This is a genomic window from Comamonas sp. A7-5 (assembly GCF_039581385.1).
Taxonomy (GTDB): domain Bacteria; phylum Pseudomonadota; class Gammaproteobacteria; order Burkholderiales; family Burkholderiaceae_C; genus Comamonas; species Comamonas thiooxydans.
Window position 1 is genome coordinate 393553 of record NZ_JBCPWO010000004.1, and the last position, 18393, is coordinate 411945.

Consider the following 18393-nt stretch of genomic DNA (forward strand, 5'->3'; position numbering starts at 1 on the left):
ATAGAATTTATTAATGTTGAAAGAGCTGAACACCTTCATCGCCGTGGCCCGCGAAGGCACCTTCGCCGCGGCGGGCGACCGGATAGGCTTGACCCAGGCTGCCGTCAGCGCACAGATGCAGCGCCTGGAAAGTGAATTGGGGTTCGCCTTGTTCGACCGCATAGGCCGCACGGCCCGTCTGAACAAGATGGGGCAGCAGGTGCTGCTGCAGGCGCAGGAACTGCTGCGTCTGTACGCCAACCTGGGCTCTTCGGCACAAGGGCAGCCCGCCAGCATTTCAGTGCAACTGGGCTCCATCGCATCTCTGCAGCGCTCCCTGCTGCCCGATGCGCTGGCCAGACTCCACCAGCAGTTCCCCCAATGCCGCACACGCATCATTCCCGGCGTATCGCTGCAGCTGATGAATCTGGTGGATGCGGGCGAGCTGGACATGGCCGCGCTGATACGCCCGCCCTTTGCGCTGCAAAGCGATCTGCGCTGGACGGCGCTGGCGCACGAGCCCTTCCGGCTGCTGGTGCCGCGCGCAACCCGGGGCGACGACTGGGCCGAGCTGCTGGCCAGCCAGCCCTTCATACGCTATGACCGGACCTCGTTCGGCGGCCGGCAGGTGGACCGTTTCCTGCGCGGCATGCACTTCACGCTGAAGGAAGTGTGCGAAGCCGACGAGCTGGAAGCCATCGTCAAGCTGGTGGCCAACGGCGTGGGCGTGGCCCTGGCGCCCCAGACCACGGCGCAGCGCCGCTGGCCCGCTGCCGTGCGTGCCATCGACCTGGGGGCACACACCTTCCACCGCGACGTGGGCCTTGTACATCGCGCCGAGCGGCACCTGAGCGAGCCGGCGCGGGTGCTTATCACCCTGCTCACCAAGCTTGCCCGGCGCGCCCTGCCGCAGGAGCACTAATGCGGCTCAGTTGACCGGCGGTGCTCAGCCTTCGGGAACCAGATTGCTGCCGTAGTCGTAGAGATCGCCCAGAATCTCCTCGCCGCGCTCGTCCACGGATTCCGACAGCGCATCGATCATGGTGAACATCTGCTCCGCCGTGCGTGCCCCGCCCTGGCCTTCGATCAGGCAGGCAGCGCGGTGTTGCTCCCAGCGCTGCTGCTCGCTGGCATCCAGCGTCTGCGGGAAATTGCGCGCACGGTAGCGCCAGACCAGCTCGGTCAGGCGTGCGTCATCAAAACCGGTCTTGTCCAACGCCAGCTCCTGGGGCGAGAGTCTCTTGATACGCTCCAGACGGCGGCGGTCCTCGTTGCCTACAAAGCCGCCATACAGATCCTGGTCGGCATCCAACGGCTCACCTGCCTCGCGCCTGAACACGGCCTTCCATTGCGCGCTCATGTCGGGCAGGTCGCGGGCAATCGCCGCATGCTGCATCGCCAGCTCCATGTCCACGCCCCATTTTTCGGCCATCGCGGGGCTCAGGGTCTTGAGGCTTCCCACCACCATGGGCGACTTGTTGACGTGGATGCTCTTGATGGGCAGACGGCTCACGCCCTCGGGCAGCTCGGCCTGACGCGTGAACAAACGCAGGCGCAGCTCTTCGATGCTGATGCCCGAAAGCTCGGCCGGGTCGGCCGCCAGATCCCAGCAGATGACTTCGTTCTTGTTGGTGGGATGGGTGGCCAGCGGCCACATCACGCCCAGACAGCCACGCGCGGGGCTGATCATGCCGGTCACATGCAGAAACGGGCGCGCGTGCTCCTGTGTGGCGGGCAGGCCCATCTCGCGCAGAGCGCCGTCCTTTTTATGCAGTCCAAAGGCAAAGTCAAACAGGCGCGGCTGCTTTTCGCGAATCAGTCGGGCCAGAGCAATCGTGGCGCGCACATCACTCAGCGCATCGTGGGCCTGCTCGTGCAGCAGTCCATTGGCGCGGGCCAGGTCTTCCAACCTGAAGCTGGGCGTACCGTCTTCCTTGATCGGCCACTGAATGCCTTCGGGACGCAGCGCATAGACCATGCGCACCACGTCGAGCAAATCCCAGCGGCCGCAGCCGTTCTGCCATTCGCGCGCATAAGGGTCGATGAGATTGCGCCAGAACATGAAGCGCGTGATCTCGTCGTCGAAACGAATGGTGTTGTAGCCCACGCCCACCGTGCCGGCCTGCGCCAGCTCGGCCTCGATCAGCGCTGCAAACTCATGCTCGGCAACCCCTTCCTCCAGCGCCCGCTGGGGCGTGATCCCCGTGATCAGACAGGATTGCGGGTCTGGCAGATAGTCATTGGCCGGCTGGCAGTACCACATCACGGGCTCGCCGATTTCGTTGAGCTGGTCATCCGTGCGTATGCCCGCAAACTGCGCGGGACGGTCGTAGCGCGGCTGGGCGCCAAAGGTTTCGTAGTCGTGCCAGAAGAAGGTATGAGCCATGGGCCCGAAGTATGCCTGCGAACCGGCACGGCTTGCGGCTCAGTCCCATCAACTTAAAGCCTTTCTAGCCTTCAGCGCCTTTGGATAAAGCGAAAGCAGCTATCAATATGATTGTTTGAGCTATTCCCAATTCAAACCAAATTTGTGCAGCCGGTCTGCAGCGTTGACCACGGCCTTTTGCTGGCGCGACTGGTCAAGGACATCGATGCCGTCATGGCCGCCCAGAAGGACCTGGTGGAAGTGCACCATACCCTCAGGGTCAAGGGTTGAATGAGGCGGGAACATGGACTCACGCCTCATTGCCAGAAAGTAGGTCCATCGTGCAAGCCATTGAACAGAAAGCCATTCCGGGTGCGCACCTACTATTGGAAGTCATGCGCGCCGCCGCACTCCAACAAAGGCACGATATGACGGTGCTGCTTGCCGGAGAGTCGGGCAAGCCAGGCTGGGGCTTCACCTCGCCCAATAGCAACCAAGACTTGCTCATTTAGCAGGTTGTGCGATAGCGCACAGGTGAAGCAGATTCCGAAAACGCGTGTGCAGAGGCGTTAAGCTCAGCGCCCGAGAAGTGCATATGCTCAAGCCTGGAGCAAGGTGCAAGCAGCGATTCGGTTTTGTTGGAGAGTTGAATGAATGGTTCCGCAGTAGCGGCCCTACTACCGGTGATTGCGTTGATCGGTACAGGGTTTGGCTTGGCGCGTGTCGGACTGGTGCGACAGGCAGCAGTCAAGGACATGTCCAACCTTGTGTTCCTATTGCTGCTGCCTTCACTGCTGTTTCGCACCATGGCTCAGGTCCATATCGGCGAACTGGATTACCGACCGATTGGCGTGTATTTCCTATCGGCCATCATCGTATTCGTGACAACGATGCTGGTCTACGGCTTCAACACCCTGGCTGCGGCGCGCGGATTGGCCAGCATGTTCAGCAATGCAGCCATGATCGGCGTACCGCTCGTGGGCCTGGCCTTTGGCGAGCAGGGACTGGTGACGCTGTTCACCTTGATCTCGGTGCACGCCCTGGTATTGCTGACGGCCGCGACCATGGTGTTCGAGTTGGCATCCTCCCGTGAACAGCATGCTGACGACACCCACAACAAACGGTCCATGGGGCGCACTGTCTGGCAGGCAGTGCGCAATAGCGTCATCCACCCGGTGCCTTTGCCGATTCTGGCTGGCTTGCTGTGGTCATTGACAGGCTGGCCTCTGCCTGAAGTGCTTGATACCTCACTCAAGATGCTGGGCTCGGCCATGGGTCCCATGGCGTTGCTGCTCGTCGGCATCACGCTGGCCTACACCAGGATCGGAGCTTACTGGCGAGCCGCGATGCGCATCACGCTGGTCAAGTCGCTGGTGCACCCACTTGTGTTTCTCGTCTGCGCCTGGACACTTCAACTGCGCGGCCCGGCCATGGGGGTGATGCTGATCTGCTCAGCCTTGCCCGTGGGCGCCAACGCACTGCTCTTCACCCAGCGCTACCGGGTTGCCGAGGATGAGGTGGTGGCCAGCATTGCCCTCTCCACACTGCTGGCCCTGGTGACCATGCCGCTGCTGCTGATGCTGCTGCACGTCCTGCATGGGACATAGTCATCAAGGTAGTCCTTCGCGTATATCCACCCTGATTCAATCGGAGTTCGGTCTTGCCCTGCCGACGCATGGCACTGCGGCATCGGCTGAAACATTGCAGTGAACCGGTCAGGAGCCGGCCAGCGAAAGTTGGAGCAGATCTCGACCTGTCCTGAAGAAAAGCTGGGCTTTGGCGTCCAGGCAGCTGCTCCAAGTGCAGGACGGGATGACGCAGATCAGTAGACAGGGAACAGCGCTCATCCAGTTCGGCAAAGTGGAAGAAGGCGAGGACTCGGGCTCTGTCGCTTAGAAGCTGCAATTACCCATAAAAAGGTGCCCCTGGAACTTTCAAAAAGTTACACTTTAAATGCATGGACACAAATTAACACGAGCTCTCAAACCGAAAACATTGGCTGCTAAAGGAGGCGCGCGAAATGGATCGTTTGAAAATTTCCACTCGGCTGACTTTCTCGTTCATGACATTGATGGTGCTGATACTAGTGCTGGGAGGGGTGGCACTTTGGGGGTCGTCGACTCAGCGCTCAGCCCTCACCGACATCACCCAGAAGCAAATCCCGATCATTCGCACGCTGAACACCATCACGGATGGCGCCAATGAACAGGCAATTCAGTTCCGCAACCTCGCGATCTTTTCCACGGAGACGCTCCAGGCCTCGGCACGTGCCATGATTCAGAAGACCCGCACCGAGCTGGCTGCAGAAATGGATTCGCTGGGCAAGCACACTCACTCCGGCCTGGGGCAATCGCTGCTGGAGGATCTGAAGCAGCGGCGCGTTGCCTTCCTCAAATCCGGTGATGAATTTCTTGGACTGATCGATCAGGGCCAAAGAGATGAAGCGCTGAGATTGCTGGAAACCCAGCTGCGCCCCAACCAGCTCGAATATCAGCGGGTCATCCGCAGCATGCTGGATCACCAGACCCAAAGCTCCGACGTGGCCAGCCAGAAAGCAGAAGCTGCTGCCGACAATCTGTTCCGGGAAGTGTTGGCGACAAGTGCAATCGCCATTCTTCTAGCGGTGACTCTTGCCATCACGATCACTCGCTCCATCACCCGCCCCCTGTCCCTGGCCATGGCAGCAGCCGACCGTGTGGCCAGAGGCGATCTCAGCGGCCAGATCACAGTGAAATCTCAGGATGAAACCGGTCAACTGCTGAGCGCGCTGCAACGCATGCAACACAGCCTCGTGAGCACGGTGTCGGCGGTGCGTGGCAATGCTCAGGGAGTTGCGTCGGGCAGTGCTCAGATCGCCATGGGCAATAACGACCTATCCAGCCGCACGGAAGAGCAAGCAAGTGCCCTTGAACAAACTGCTGCGTCCATGGAGCAGTTGAGTGCGACGGTCAAACAGAATGCCGACAACGCACGCCAGGCCAATCAGATGGCCGTGAATGCATCCTCTGTGGCTACACAGGGCGGTGAAGTGGTCGCAGAGGTAGTGGAGACCATGAAGAGCATCAATGAAAGCAGCCACAAGATTTCCGACATCATCGCTGTCATTGATGGCATCGCTTTCCAGACCAATATTCTGGCTTTGAATGCCGCCGTCGAAGCTGCCCGCGCCGGCGAGCAAGGACGAGGCTTTGCAGTGGTGGCAAGCGAAGTACGGGCTCTGGCTGGACGCTCGGCTGAGGCCGCCAAGGAGATCAAGCAGCTCATTACCACCAGTGTCCAGCGCGTGGAACAGGGTTCCTTGCTCGTGGACAAAGCTGGCGAGACCATGACCGGTGTGGTCACGGCCATTCGGCGCGTCACCGATATCATGGGTGAAATCAGCGCTGCCAGCCATGAGCAAAGCTCGGGCATGGCCCAGATTGGGGAAGCCGTCACCCAAATGGATCAAACCACGCAGCAGAACGCAGCCTTGGTCGAGGAAATGGCCGCTGCAGCCAGCAGCTTGCACAACCAAGCACAGTCGCTGGTCGAAGCGGTGGCAGTCTTCAAGTTGTCAGAGCACGAGCAACATGCCTCTGCCGCAATGCAGGCAGCGTCGGTCAACCCGACAAAACCGGTGACAGTGGCTAAGGTATCGGAGTCGCCTCCAAAGCCCCTCATGGCCACCAAATCCCCTGTGCTGCGTCGCCCGGTTGCTATCGCTGGAACACAGCAGGCCACGAATAAGAATGGCGATGACTGGGAAACTTTTTGAAGGAGCTTCCGAGCGGATCCGTGAGCAAAGGCGGTGAGGCGTCAAGCCTGCCGCTTTTTGAACCTATCGGTGTCGTTGCATAACTCAGTGCTTGGCAACAGATAGCGTAGACGATGAGCAACTCCACACACCAGGACCTGCTGCCAGTGGCTCCTTGGGAACATTACAACGGCCAGCCCTGCGTGATGCCCGCCAGCCATCACCTCTGACAGCAACTCTGTTTTTATTCGAGACGATGATAGATCGGGATTCTGGGGGAACCGCCTCCCCGCACTAGAGCAGACATCCAAGTACTCGCATATCCCACCGGCTGCGGCGGTACTTCGCAGTTCACAAATTGCCATCATGGCCAGTTGGCTCGGGGTCCGGCTGGTCGCTCCACGCAAGGTGCAAGTTACGCGTTTCACGGAGCGTGCACAGACGTTTTACAGTTCCACCCGAGCTTCGCGCCGTACGGCCTGTGGCGGCATGCCGAAGCCACGTAGGAAGGCTTCGCGCATATGGCGCCGGTCACGAAAACCTGTCTCCCGAGCAATCACCTCCAGCGGATGCCGACTGCCCTCAATCATCAGCCGCGCGGCTTCTAGCCGAAGGCCCTCCACGGCTTTGGCGGGGGACTGGCCCGTCTCGGCCGTGAACACCCGGCTGAACTGGCGCGGACTCAAGCTGGCAGCCTCGGCCAGCTCTTCCACACTCAGTGCTTGAGAAAGATTGCGCCGTGCATGCTCCAACGCCTGCTGGATACGGTCTGACTTGGGTGCCAGCTTGAGCATCTCCGAATGCTGTGACTGTCCTCCCGAGCGGCGCTGGTGCATGACCAGGCGATGTGCAACCGACCGTGCAACCTTCGCGCCCAGATCTTTTTCCACCAGCGCTAACGCCAGGTCGATCTCCGCTGTCATACCGGCAGAGGTCCAGATCGGTCCGTCGGCGATGTATATGCGGTCGGCCTCAATCTGCGCCTGTGGGTGGCGCTGCTGCAAGGCCTCGGCCCAATACCAGTGCGTGGTGGCGCGGCGCCCGTCAAGCAGGCCCGCGTCGCCCAGCAGGAAAGCGCCCGTGCACAGACCGGCCACGCGCCGCGCGGATACCGCCACCTTGCTCAGCAGCCGGATCAGTTCCGGTGCCGTAGCGACGTCCCTTGGAGTGAGGTTGCCCGCAACCAGCCAGGTGTCTGCCCTGCTGTGTGCGGTGAGGGGCTTTGCCTGCAATGCAAGTCCTGCCGAAGCTCGGGCCGTACCACTCATCGCATAGGTCTCCACCTCATAAAAGGGCTTCTCCACCATCAGGTTGGCGAGTTCGAACACAGCCTGGGTGGCCAGCGCCATGACTTGGAAGCCTTCCGGCAGCATGTAACCGATGCGGTGCATAAGAAACGCCCTTTCCAATGTCCTTTTTCATGACTATATACGTCATTTACGACAAACCACGCACATCGCACCATTGAGGCCATGGACAACATCCATCAACCTCAAGGAGTTTCACCATGGCACAAACCCATCTCGGTACCGCCCTCATTACCGGGGCATCCAGCGGCATCGGTGCGCTATATGCAGAAAAGCTCGCTCAGCGTGGCTATGACCTGATCCTGGTCGCCCGCAACCGCGAACAGCTGAACGCGCTGGCGAGCAGCATCAGCACTCGCACCGGCCGTGCGGTAGAAGTCCTGCCGACCGACCTGAACGACCGCAATGAACTGGCACGCGTGGAAGAGCAATTGCGCACGGACGCCAGCATCACCTTGCTGGTCAACAACGCGGGCATGGGCACACATACCCCCTTGCTGCACAGCGACGTTGAAAAGATGACCCGCATGGTCGATCTGAATGCCACGGTGCCCATGCGGCTGGCCTATGCGGCGGCTCCTGGCTTCGTGGCTCGTGGACGCGGAGCGATCATCAACATTGCGTCCATCGTCGCCATCTCCCCTGAGACCCTGAATGGCGTCTACGGTGCCAGCAAGGCTTTTGTGCTGGCCTTCAGTCAGTCACTTCAGCATGAGTTGACCGACAAAGGTGTTCGGGTGCAGGCAGTGTTGCCTGGTGCTACGGCCACGGACTTCTGGGCCATCGGTGGATTGCCGGTAGAGAACCTGGATGCAAGCATCGTGATGAGCGCCGAAGACCTCGTCGACGCAGCACTGCTGGGGTTTGAGCGAGGAGAAAAGGTCTCCATCCCCTCGCTGCATGCTGGCGAGAAGTGGGATGCCTATGAGGCCGCACGCCGAGCTATGGCAGGCCAGCTGTCCAGCAACATCGTCGCCCAGCGCTACGCCGCCGCGCACTGACCATCGCAAGGAGCCCAAGTCATGAAAGCCGTTATTGCAGCTTATGCACGCTCGCCATTCCAATTCGCCCGCAAAGGCCGCCTCGCCGAGGTCCGGCCGGACACGCTGGCCGCCCAGGTTGTGCAGGCTTTGCTGAAGCGCTCCGACCTGGATCCTGCACTATTGGAGGATGTGATCCTCGGCTGTGCCTACCCCGAGGCCGCACAAGGCAACAATCTGGCGCGCATCGTCGGTCTGCTGGCCGGCCTGCCCGAAACCGTGGGCGGCATGACCGTGAACCGCTTTTGCGGCTCGTCGATGCAGGCCGTGCATATTGCCGCAGCGCAGATCGAGGCCGGCATGGGCGACGCCTTCCTCTGTGTGGGCGTGGAGTCCATGACGATGGTTCCGCAGGGCGGTTTCAACTTCTCGCCGAACCCCCAGTTACAGGCAAATACCGACGCCTATATTTCAATGGGCGAAACGGCGGAAAACGTGGCGCAGAGATGGAAGGTAAACCGCGCCGACCAGGAGTTGCTGGCGCTGCAATCCCATCTGAAAGCCGCCGCTGCCCGCGACCAGGGTCTGCTGGTCGACGAAATCGTGCCCATTCTTTTACCGGACGGGGAGCTGCTGGATGCCGACGGCTGCATACGCCCTGCCACCACACTCGAGGCCCTGGCCGGGCTCAAGCCCGCCTTCAGGCCTGATGGCGTGGTCACGGCGGGCACATCGTCGCCGTTGACCGATGGCGCTGCGGCCGTGCTGGTCACCCGAGACGATTTTGCCGAACGCCATGGTCTGCAGGTACTGGCGCGCATCCGCAGCTTCGCGACCGTGGGAGTGGACCCTGCGATCATGGGAATAGGCCCGATCCCTGCCACGCGCAAGGCGCTGGCCCGTGCCGGTCTCACTGTGGCCGATCTGGATGTGGTTGAGATCAACGAAGCTTTTTCGTCACAGGCGCTGGCCTGCATCCGAGACCTCGGCCTGGACATGGCGACCGTGAATATTGACGGCGGCGGGCTGGCCATCGGTCATCCACTTGGCGCCACTGGTGCGCGCATCACGGGCAAGGCAGCTGCCTTGCTTGCACGACAGCAGGGACGATATGCCCTGGCCACCCAATGCATCGGCGGTGGGCAAGGTATTGCTACGGTGCTGGAGAGACCGTGAGCTCGTATCGACAGAGACCAAGACTTCAACTCCACTCAAGGAAACCATGATGCTCCGTAGCACCGAAACCCTGGACAGTCTGTTTGAACGCCAGCGCGGCACACTGCCCGATACCTTTGGCGCGCGGCCGCTGGCACTTGCCGAAGGCCGCATGACCATGGAGCTGACTATTGCACCGTGGATGATGGCACCCAATGGCTTTCTACATGCCGCCACACAGGTGATGCTGGCCGACACCTGCGCCGGCTATGCGACGCTGGCGCATCTACCGGAGGGCGCGAAAGGATTCACGACACTGGAACTGAAATCCAACTTCCTTGGTACTGCGAAGCAAGGAATCCTGCACGTGGAGGCTGTGGCCGAGCATCTGGGGAGGACAACGCAGGTGTGGTCGGCCACATTGTTCGATGACAAGGGTCGTAAGCTATCGCTATTCCGCTGCTCGCAGATCGTTCTCTGGTGACTGGCTCGTTGCCGCGCTTGAGTCGGCAGCCTAAAAACATCCGACAGAAATCGATGCTCCCCAGGGTGAAGACGGAGCGCAGCACGTAGGTCAGGCTTTCGCGGTGACCTACGATCCGCACGAACTGCCAACCTCTGTGCGCAGGTGAGCCGAGTCGACGGCCAAGACACTTCCCCGAGTTTGCAGGAACCGGAATACCTGCGCCGTACATTCCGACGGCCCGAGCTCCACCAGGAGTTTCAGGCTGGAGCTTTGGCTGCATGGCCCGCACCTATGCAGAACACGAGCCGCTCAAGGGCGGCACACAAATCCCTTGGCACTCCCCGCCACTTTATGGAGCGCAACCATGCACCGCTGCTGCGCCACGATTTCCACCCGCCCGATGGCGACGAACCCGAGGAGCATGCAGACTGTTCCCCCCTGCCCTCATCCGTTGCGCGGAGGGAATGAGCTAGCTTGCCTCGATCAGGCCCATCAGGACCTGACCCACATCGGCCTCTACCTTGAAAGCCAGCAATGCATCGGCCCTTGTCACGCCTTGATTGATGGCCACGATGGACTTGCCCTGCTCATGCGCTGCCAGCGCAAAACGGTAACCCGAATAGACCATCAATGAAGAGCCTGCGATCAGCACAGCGTCGGCCCTGGCCACTGCCGCCATGCAGGTCTGCACGCGTTCACGCGGCACGGTCTCGCCAAAGAACACCACATCGGGCTTGATCAGGCCTGTTCCGCAATGTGGGCAGGCCGGCACGACAAAGCGACTGAAGTCCTGGTCTTCCAGATCGGCATCGCCATCGGGCGCCGGTGTGGCATACAGTTCAGCCCAGGCCGGGTTCAGCGTCAGCAGGCGCTGCTGCAGATCGGCGCGGGCAGAGCGCTTGTCGCAGTCCATGCAGCGCACGGTGTCGATGCGCCCGTGCAGGTCCACGATGTTCAGGCTGCCGGCCGCATCATGCAGGCCATCGACATTCTGGGTGATCAGCAACTCCAGCCGGCCTTGCTGCTCCAGTCGCGCCAGTGCCTGATGGGCGGAACCGGGCCGCGCCTGACCCATCACGCGCCAGCCCAGCATGGAACGCGCCCAGTAGCGCTGACGCACCAGCACATCGCCCATGAAGGCCTGATAGGTCACGGGCTGGGGGCGCTTCCACTGTCCGTTGCGGTCCCGATAGTCAGGGATGCCGACTTCGGTGCTGCAGCCGGCGCCACCAATGACTACCACACGCGGGTGCGCATGCAGCCAGTCTTGCAGGCGCCACAGCGCCAGAGCATCCACACAATGGTTCAAGGTTTCACTCACTACAGCAGCGGCGATGTCAATCGGGCCACGGAACCGACCAGCCGTCGCCGCAGACCTTTTTCGCTGCGATATTGCACCATTCGAGCCTGGCCCAGGTCAGCCTCGAACTGCGCAGCGATGGCCTGATTCAGCTCTGGCCCGTAGCCAATCACACAGACCTCGTAGTTGAGGAAAAAGCTGCGATAGTCAAAATTGGCCGTGCCGATCATCGCCATATTGTCATCGACCACCAAGGTCTTGGAGTGCAGCATGCTGGCCGCATATTCATAGATATGCACTCCACAGCGAATCAGCTCGTCAAAATAGGAGCGCGCAGCGGCCGTCACCAACAGCGAATCAGACTTCTTCGGCACCAGAATGCGGACCTCCACACCGCGCAGTGCAGCATTGGTGAGAGCCGTCAGCGCGCCTTCGGTCGGCACAAAGTAAGGCGTGGTCAGCAAGATGCGTTGCTGTGCCGCGTTGATGGCCGCCAGATAGGAGCGGTAGATGGCGTCCAGCTGGTCGTCAGGCCCCGAGGTCACGACCTGCATGGGGATGGGGCCGTCTTCGCAATCTGGCAGCAGATCGTCAAGATCGTTGGGCAGCCGGTGCGGATCGTCGCTGCGGGTGTAGGCCCAGTCCTCGAGGAAAACTGTCTGCAGCCAGTTGACGACGGAGCCTTCGACCCGGATATGCACGTCATGATAAGCATCGTCACAAATGCGCTCGTTCTCTTCATCGGTGACATTCACACCACCCGTAAAGCCCACTTTTCCATCGCAGACCAGAATCTTGCGGTGGGTACGGAAATTGACCACGGGTCGCAGCCGCCGCCCTATCTTGGCATCGTGAAAGCGCAGCACCTCGGCCCCGGCCTGCTGCAGCGGCTCCAGAAACTTTCGCCCCAGCTTCTTGGAGCCCAGAGCATCCACCAGCAAACGCACCTGCACGCCTGCACGTGCCTTCTCGATCAGCAGATCACGCAAGGCCGTGCCGGTCTGATCGGGCTCGTAGATGTAGTACTCCAGATGCACGTGGTGGCGTGCTGCGCTCACGGCCTCGGCAATCGCATCAAAGGTCGCCGCGCCCCCCACCAGCAACTGCATGGAAGTGGCCGTGCTGACCGGGAAATCGCTGGTCATGCCAACCAGCCGTGCCACCTGACGCAAGCGCTCCTGCTGGGCCGGAATGCGTTCCCTGAGTTTTTGCATGCTGTTGCGCACACGCGAACGCTTGCGCGAGCGCAGCCGCTTGATACGCTGGCGCTTCATGCGTTGCGGACCGAAGTAGTAATAGACCAGCAGACCCACCACAGGTAACGCAGCCATGGACAACAGCCAGCTCAGTGTGGCAATCGGCTGGCTGCGCTGCAGCAGAATCCAGATGCCTACCACGACGACATACAGCGACCAGCCCACGGACAGCCAGAGCTTGACGCTCTCGTGGCTCAGCTGCATTGCTATCCAGTCCAATTGCACACTCCTGTTGTTCGATGAACCATCACCACCATGCCCTCGCAGTATGGCAGCGGCATGGCAGACTGCGGCGACCCGCCTGCCCGGGGGGAAACACCCTCCAGCAGGCGCCATGCTTTTGTACCGCGCTACAAAGAGTATATTGATACGCATGATTTCCGAACTCATCACGACTCTGGCCCAGGCCCGCAAGGCCGCCCGCATCACCCAGGCCGATCTGGCCGAACGTGCCGGCCTGTCACGCATGGCCGTACAACGCACTGAAACCGGCGATGTGGACCCGCGCTTTTCCACTCTGCAGGAAATGGCCCGTGTGCTGAATATGGAGCTGATCGCCGTGCCGGCCGAGCTGCACGCCCAGGTGCTGGCACTGATTCAGCCCCAGACCGGCCAGACGGCTGCAGCCGACCACATCGCCAGTCCTGTGACCGACCAGGATTCGCTATGAGGTCTTACGTATTGTTAACTTGAGAACCCTGTTTGCTCGGCCACAATGGCCCGAGGTTTTTTTGCGCGACATTCAGAGATTTGAGAGATGGCGATTCACAACTGGGATTACGCACCGGAGGCACTGGAGGTACAGGTCAGTGAATTGTTGCTGGCCACGGCAGATCGAAGTGACGAACTGGTCGATGAAAACGTGCGCCTGGTCCTGCAGGAGCTGCGCCAGCACCTCAATATGGAGGTGATTTTTGTCTCCGAGATCCGCAACGGCCAGCGCATGTTCCAGCATGTCGATACCGCCCCCGGCAAGGAATTGATTGCCACTGGCGGCGGCGGTCCCCTGGAGGAGTCGTTTTGCCAGTGCGTGCTCGACGGCATTCTGCCCGGTCTGGTCCAGGATGCGACCAGCCACCCTGCCTTTGCCAAGCTGCCTGCAACTCCTTTTCGCGTGGGCGCCCATCTGAGCACGCCCATCGTGCTGGCCAGCGGCAAGGTCTACGGCACGCTGTGCTGCTTCAGCCAGGCGGCCGATGAAAGCCTGACGGCCAAGGACCTGCAAAAACTCGAATGCGTGGCCAGGATCACGGCCAGGCGAATCGATATCAAGCAGGCCCAGCAGCTCCAGCCAGCCGAAGAAAAGCGCACGCCTTCCGGCCCGGCTTCTCCCGGAAAGCTCTAAAAACCAGCTCTCCGGGAAAAAGCAGCGTCAGTTCACTGCCACGCAGACCTGGCGCTGCTCGCCCAGCCCATCGGCACCCAGCCGCACCACATCGCCGGGCTTGAGAAAGACGGGCTGCGGCTTTTGCCCCAGACCCACGCCCGCAGGCGTTCCGGTGAGAATCACATCGCCGGCCTCCAGCGTCATGAACTGGCTGATATACGAAATGAGCGTGGGCAGGCTGAAAATGAAGTTGGCCGTACTGCCGTTCTGCATGCGCTTGCCGTTGACTTCCAGCCACAGGCCCACGCGATGCGGATCGGTAATTTCGTCGGCCGTCACCAGCCAGGGGCCCAGCGGCGCAAAGGTGTCATGGCTCTTGCCCTTGGTCCAGGTGCCGCCACGCTCCAATTGCCAGCCGCGCTCGGACACATCGTTGGCCAACAGATAACCGGCCACATGGGACAGAGCCTGCGCCTCGGTCACGCGCCGCGCGCGGCTGCCGATGACAACGCCCAGCTCCACCTCCCAGTCGACCTTGTCCGCGCCCTGCGGAATCTGCACCGCATCGCCCGGACCGCAGATCGCCGTCACGGCCTTCATGAACAGCACGGGTTCGGCCGGCGCTGGCAGTCCGGCCTCGGCCGCGTGGTCAGCATAGTTGAGACCCGCACAGACCAGCTTGCCCACCTGTGCCACGGGGCAACCCAGGCGTGGCGTTCCGTCAACCCTGGGCAAACGGCTCCAGTCCGTATGCCGTATGCGCTCCAGCGCATCGGGACCTAGCTGGCCCGGGCCCCAATCGGGCACCAGGGCCGATGCATCACGCAGCACGCCGTCGGCGTCCAGCACGCCCGGGCGCTCCGCACCCGCGCTGCCATAGCGAAGCAGTTTCACGATGGTTGTCTCCTTATGAATCGGTCAGTGTCGCCCTCTAAGGCCTTCATCATGCAATATCGAACAGGCGGCCCCAGCCTTTGACGGCGGAAGGATCACGCCCGGCCGCGCGCAGCATGCCCCAGACCGTGGTACTCACGGTATCGAGCAGCGGCACGCCCCAACGGCGCTCCACCTCTTCGGCCAGGTGCGCAGCGCGCAAATTGGTGCAGTAAGTCACGACGGCGTCAGGTTTGCCTTCTTCGATCACGTTGCCGATGAGTTGCAGCAGTTGCTCGGGCTCCACCAGCGCAAAGCTGTGGTTGACCGAGATGTCCAGATGGCGCTCTGCCGTGGTCTCGACGCCTGCGGCGCGGTAGTTGTTGACGATGCATTGCTGCACGTCCGCCGTGTACGGGCTGACGATGGCCAGCTTCTTCACGGAGAGCTTTCCCATCAGCTCATTGAGTGCCAGGATGGCCGTCGTGGCCTTGATGCCGGTGCGCTCGGTAATACGCTCGCACAGCCGCATATCGGTCTCAAAGCCGCGCCATCCTGCGGCCGTGCCGCTCCAGCCGATCACGTCCACCTTGGCATCGGCCAGCAGCTCGGCTGCGGCCAGGATCTTGCTGTCGTCAAACTGGTTCAGTGCCCCCTCGGCCAGCGAAATCTCAGTCACCGTGAAGCGCGAAAAATGGGCCGAGCAGTTGCCGGCACTGGCAGCCAGCGCGCTGGTCAGAGGCTCCAGCGCGGTGTTGGAAGAAGGCGTGAGCACGCCCAGGCATGTCGTAGTTGCAGTCATCTTGCTTGTCTCCGTTGTATGGCCAACCGGCAAACCGGTTGGCCGGCATTGTTCACCTCACCCAAACAAACGTCAACAATATTGTTGACAATAAATCAAAATCCAATCACTCAAAGTTATCCGACAAGAAAATCTTCACTTCGTCACCACCTTTCGCCTCACAGCATATTTCAGAGAAAAATTCCCAAATAGGTGTTTACGATATTGTTGACAACATTGTCGACATTTAGATTTCGACCTCACATCGAACAATCAACCAACCGATGGAGCGAGACCCGAGATGCAAAACCCAACCACACTTGCCGCGCCACAGGCGGCGGCAGCGCCGACCAAGGTGCGCTGGAAGATCTTCCTGATGATGCTTTTCCTGATCGCGGTCAATTACATTGACCGCGCATCGCTGTCCGTGGCCATGCCCATGATCGCCAAGGAGTTCGATCTCAGCCCTGCCGTTCAGGGCCTGCTGATGAGTTCCTTCTTCTGGACCTATGCCTTCATGCAGATTCCCGGCGGCATGCTGGCCGACCGTTTCGGCCCACGCGTGGTCATCGTCTGCTCCACCCTGGGTTGGGGCTTCTTCCAGGCCATCGCCGCAGCTTGCACCGGCTGGGTGTCGCTGCTGATCACCCGTCTGGGTCTGGGCGCTTCCGAGGCCCCCATCTACCCTGCAGGCGGCAAGCTCAACGGCATCTGGATGACCCAGAACGAACGCGGCCGCGGCGCCACACTGCTGGACGGTGGCGCACCTCTGGGTGCCGCCCTGGGTGCGCTGATCATCGCCGGCCTGCTGACCCATTTCGACTCCTGGCGCGTGTCCTTCGTCGTCGCGGGCGTTGGCACCATGATCGCGGGTGTCTTTGCCTGGTGGTATATCCGCAACCATCCCCGTGAGCACGCCGGCGTCAATGAAGCCGAAGCTGCCTTCATCGAGGAAGCACATGCCGCCGACCTCGCCGCCGAGCCCGCCCATGCCAGCGGCAAGGTGATGGACTTCTTCAAGTACCGCTCGGTATGGGGCATGTTCTTCGGCTGGATGTGCTTCAACGCGCTGTTCTACGGCCTGCTGACCTGGATGCCCACCTACCTGTCCAAGGTGCATGGCATGGACATCAAGCAGATGGGTGGCGCCGTGTTCATCATGTTCTTCTCCGGCTTCGTCGGTGAGATGGTCGGCGGCTGGATTGCCGACAAATGGAAGGCTGCGGGCGCTTCGCAAGCCAAGGTGCTGCGCACGCTGTTCGGTATCGCCTCGATCATCGCCACCATCGCCATCTACAACGTGGCCCGCTTCAAGGACCCCGTGACCATCGTGATCCTGCTGTCGGTAACGCTGTTCTTCCTGCGCTGGTGCGGTCTGTTCTGGTGCGTTCCTTCCATTCTGGGCACCCGCAAGCGCGTCGGCTTCCTGGGTGGCGTCATGAACCTGGGCGGCAACTTCGCCGGCATCGGCGTACCCATTCTGGTGGGCTTGATCGTGCAGGCCACCGGCTCCTACGACATGGCCATGATGCTCTTCGCTGCTGCGGGCGCAGGCCTCTTCGTCTGCTCGTCGATCGTGATCGACTACAGCAAGAAGATCCCGGTCTAAGTACCGCCCGCCTCGCCTGGACACTTTGATGGAGAACCCCATGCCCTTGCCCACACGCCGAGCCGTGGCCCTGACCTGCGCCACGGCCATCGCCTCTACCCTGAGCGCATATGCCGCCACGCCAGCCAGCCGCAACTCCGTCGCCGTCCAGGCGAGTCCCGATTTCCCTGCTGCCGCCCCCGAGTCCGTAGGCGTGGATTCGCGCCCTCTGGTGCAGTTGTCCGAGATGATCCGCAAGGAAAACCTCGACGTGCGCAGCTTTCTCGTCATCAAGGACGGCAAGCTGATCTATGAGCGCTACAGCCAGGGCCTGACGCGCAACCACAACTACGAGCTGTACTCCATCACCAAGAACGTGACGGCCCTGGCCGCCGGCGTTCTGGTGGACGAGGGCCGCAGCAAGCTCGACGAGAAAGTGGCGCCCATCCTGACCAAGGCCCGCCCCGACCTCCAGGATGCCTTCTCCGACAAGCAATCCATCGAACTGCGGCATGTGCTGTCCATGTCCACGGGCCTGGTCTATAACTTCAAGCCCACCGACGACCCCATCTACTACGGCGCCCCCGACCGTCTCAAGCTGGCGGCCGAAACTACGCCCAAGGTAGCGCCCGGCACGACCTTCGACTACACCGACGTCAACCCCATCCTGGCCAGCGCCACGCTGGGGGCCGACGCCGGTATGCCACTGCAGGACTTTGCGAAGGAGAGACTCTTCAAGCCCATGGGCATGAGCCATTACACCTGGGAGCGGGCTGACGACAAAGGCCTGGTCTCCTCCGGCTGGGGGCTGCGCCTGCGCGCCGTGGACATGGCCAAGCTAGGCCAGTTGGTGCTGACCGGCGGCCGCTGGGACGGCAAGCAGATCGTCTCCCAGGCCTGGGTCCGGACCATGACCGCGCCCGCCTCGGCGCCATGGTATGGCTATTACTGGTGGATCAACGACATCGTCGCCACCGAGCCCGAAACCCACGCCATGGGCTTCAAGGGCCAGTTCATTGTGGTATTGCCCGAGCGCAATGCCGTGGTGGTCATGACCAGCATGCAGCCCATCGAAGGCGGCCTGCGCGAATCCCGGAACGTGCTGGCCATCCGCCGCATGGTCAATGACTACGTGCTGCCCGCGCTGAGCAACCAGGCCCATGCCAAACCCACGCCCGCCCGCCACAAGGCGTTGGCGCGCGAACTCGTACTCGCATCACAACACCAGGGCAAGTCCGGAGCACCGGCAGACCCGACCGACACCCCGAAACTCTGATATTCAG

At 61.4% G+C, this 18393-nt stretch carries 18 protein-coding genes; 12 read left to right on the forward strand and 6 right to left on the reverse strand.

Going from position 1 to position 18393, the window contains the following annotated elements:
- Positions 1-13: 13 nt before the first annotated feature.
- A complete protein-coding gene (locus AAIL67_RS09920) occupies positions 14-901 on the forward strand; it encodes a LysR substrate-binding domain-containing protein (protein WP_057092590.1) in 888 nt (295 codons plus the stop codon).
- Positions 902-925: 24 nt separating this feature from the next.
- Here AAIL67_RS09920 and sbcB read toward each other — a convergent pair whose 3' ends face one another.
- Positions 926-2365, reverse strand: coding sequence for an exodeoxyribonuclease I (gene sbcB, locus AAIL67_RS09925; protein WP_343483896.1), 1440 nt, complete (start codon positions 2363-2365; stop codon positions 926-928).
- 144 nt (positions 2366-2509) lie between these two features.
- On the opposite strand from sbcB, the gene AAIL67_RS09930 reads away from it, so the two are divergent.
- From AAIL67_RS09930 to AAIL67_RS09945, 4 genes are all read left to right on the forward strand, one after another.
- A complete protein-coding gene (locus AAIL67_RS09930) occupies positions 2510-2635 on the forward strand; it encodes a hypothetical protein (protein ID WP_255443245.1) in 126 nt (41 codons plus the stop codon).
- Positions 2636-2685: 50 nt separating this feature from the next.
- Entirely contained in the window at positions 2686-2856 is a 171-nt protein-coding gene (locus AAIL67_RS09935; RefSeq protein WP_164091450.1) for a nucleotidyltransferase domain-containing protein, read from the forward strand.
- 138 nt (positions 2857-2994) lie between these two features.
- Entirely contained in the window at positions 2995-3951 is a 957-nt protein-coding gene (locus AAIL67_RS09940; RefSeq protein WP_114864136.1) for an AEC family transporter, read from the forward strand.
- 413 nt (positions 3952-4364) lie between these two features.
- Complete coding sequence (locus AAIL67_RS09945; protein ID WP_343483898.1) at positions 4365-6098, forward strand: methyl-accepting chemotaxis protein; 1734 nt, start codon at positions 4365-4367, stop codon at positions 6096-6098.
- Between the two features lie 425 nt (positions 6099-6523).
- On the opposite strand, the gene AAIL67_RS09950 is transcribed toward AAIL67_RS09945, so the two are convergent.
- On the reverse strand, positions 6524-7468 hold the full coding sequence (locus AAIL67_RS09950) for a GlxA family transcriptional regulator (protein WP_003062738.1): 945 nt from the start codon (positions 7466-7468) through the stop codon (positions 6524-6526).
- A gap of 116 nt (positions 7469-7584) precedes the next feature.
- Here AAIL67_RS09950 and AAIL67_RS09955 point away from each other — a divergent pair, with 116 nt between their 5' ends.
- Genes AAIL67_RS09955 through AAIL67_RS09965 form a run of 3 tightly spaced genes read left to right on the forward strand, consistent with a single transcriptional unit; the run spans position 7585 to position 10003 of the window.
- Positions 7585-8385: an SDR family oxidoreductase gene (locus tag AAIL67_RS09955; RefSeq protein WP_179626413.1), complete on the forward strand. Its 801-nt coding sequence runs from the start codon at positions 7585-7587 to the stop codon at positions 8383-8385.
- Between the two features lie 21 nt (positions 8386-8406).
- Positions 8407-9540, forward strand: coding sequence for a thiolase family protein (locus AAIL67_RS09960; RefSeq protein ID WP_179626414.1), 1134 nt, complete (start codon positions 8407-8409; stop codon positions 9538-9540).
- A 46-nt stretch (positions 9541-9586) separates the two neighbouring features.
- Positions 9587-10003, forward strand: coding sequence for a PaaI family thioesterase (locus tag AAIL67_RS09965; protein WP_179626415.1), 417 nt, complete (start codon positions 9587-9589; stop codon positions 10001-10003).
- A 451-nt stretch (positions 10004-10454) separates the two neighbouring features.
- Here AAIL67_RS09965 and AAIL67_RS09970 read toward each other — a convergent pair whose 3' ends face one another.
- A complete protein-coding gene (locus AAIL67_RS09970; protein WP_280040928.1) occupies positions 10455-11306 on the reverse strand; it encodes an NAD-dependent protein deacetylase in 852 nt (283 codons plus the stop codon).
- Positions 11306-12760: a cardiolipin synthase gene (gene cls / locus AAIL67_RS09975; RefSeq protein ID WP_012838894.1), complete on the reverse strand. Its 1455-nt coding sequence runs from the start codon at positions 12758-12760 to the stop codon at positions 11306-11308. The genes AAIL67_RS09970 and cls overlap by 1 nt, the downstream gene beginning before the upstream one ends.
- Positions 12761-12914: 154 nt before the next feature.
- Here cls and AAIL67_RS09980 point away from each other — a divergent pair, with 154 nt between their 5' ends.
- Both AAIL67_RS09980 and AAIL67_RS09985 read left to right on the forward strand, forming a co-directional pair.
- Positions 12915-13211 (forward strand): helix-turn-helix transcriptional regulator, encoded by a 297-nt coding sequence (locus AAIL67_RS09980; protein ID WP_003062729.1) that lies wholly within the window; start codon positions 12915-12917, stop codon positions 13209-13211.
- Between the two features lie 87 nt (positions 13212-13298).
- Positions 13299-13886, forward strand: a complete 588-nt coding sequence (locus AAIL67_RS09985; protein ID WP_003062726.1) for a GAF domain-containing protein — start codon at positions 13299-13301, stop codon at positions 13884-13886.
- Positions 13887-13913: 27 nt separating this feature from the next.
- Here the strand turns inward: AAIL67_RS09985 and AAIL67_RS09990 are convergent, their stop codons facing one another.
- Positions 13914-14762, reverse strand: a complete 849-nt coding sequence (locus tag AAIL67_RS09990; protein ID WP_003062724.1) for a fumarylacetoacetate hydrolase family protein — start codon at positions 14760-14762, stop codon at positions 13914-13916.
- Between the two features lie 49 nt (positions 14763-14811).
- Complete coding sequence (locus AAIL67_RS09995; RefSeq protein ID WP_003062722.1) at positions 14812-15543, reverse strand: aspartate/glutamate racemase family protein; 732 nt, start codon at positions 15541-15543, stop codon at positions 14812-14814.
- Between the two features lie 280 nt (positions 15544-15823).
- On the opposite strand from AAIL67_RS09995, the gene AAIL67_RS10000 reads away from it, so the two are divergent.
- Positions 15824-17131 (forward strand): MFS transporter, encoded by a 1308-nt coding sequence (locus AAIL67_RS10000; protein WP_057092595.1) that lies wholly within the window; start codon positions 15824-15826, stop codon positions 17129-17131.
- Positions 17132-17171: 40 nt separating this feature from the next.
- Complete coding sequence (locus tag AAIL67_RS10005) at positions 17172-18386, forward strand: serine hydrolase (protein ID WP_343483902.1); 1215 nt, start codon at positions 17172-17174, stop codon at positions 18384-18386.
- Positions 18387-18393: the final 7 nt, after the last annotated feature.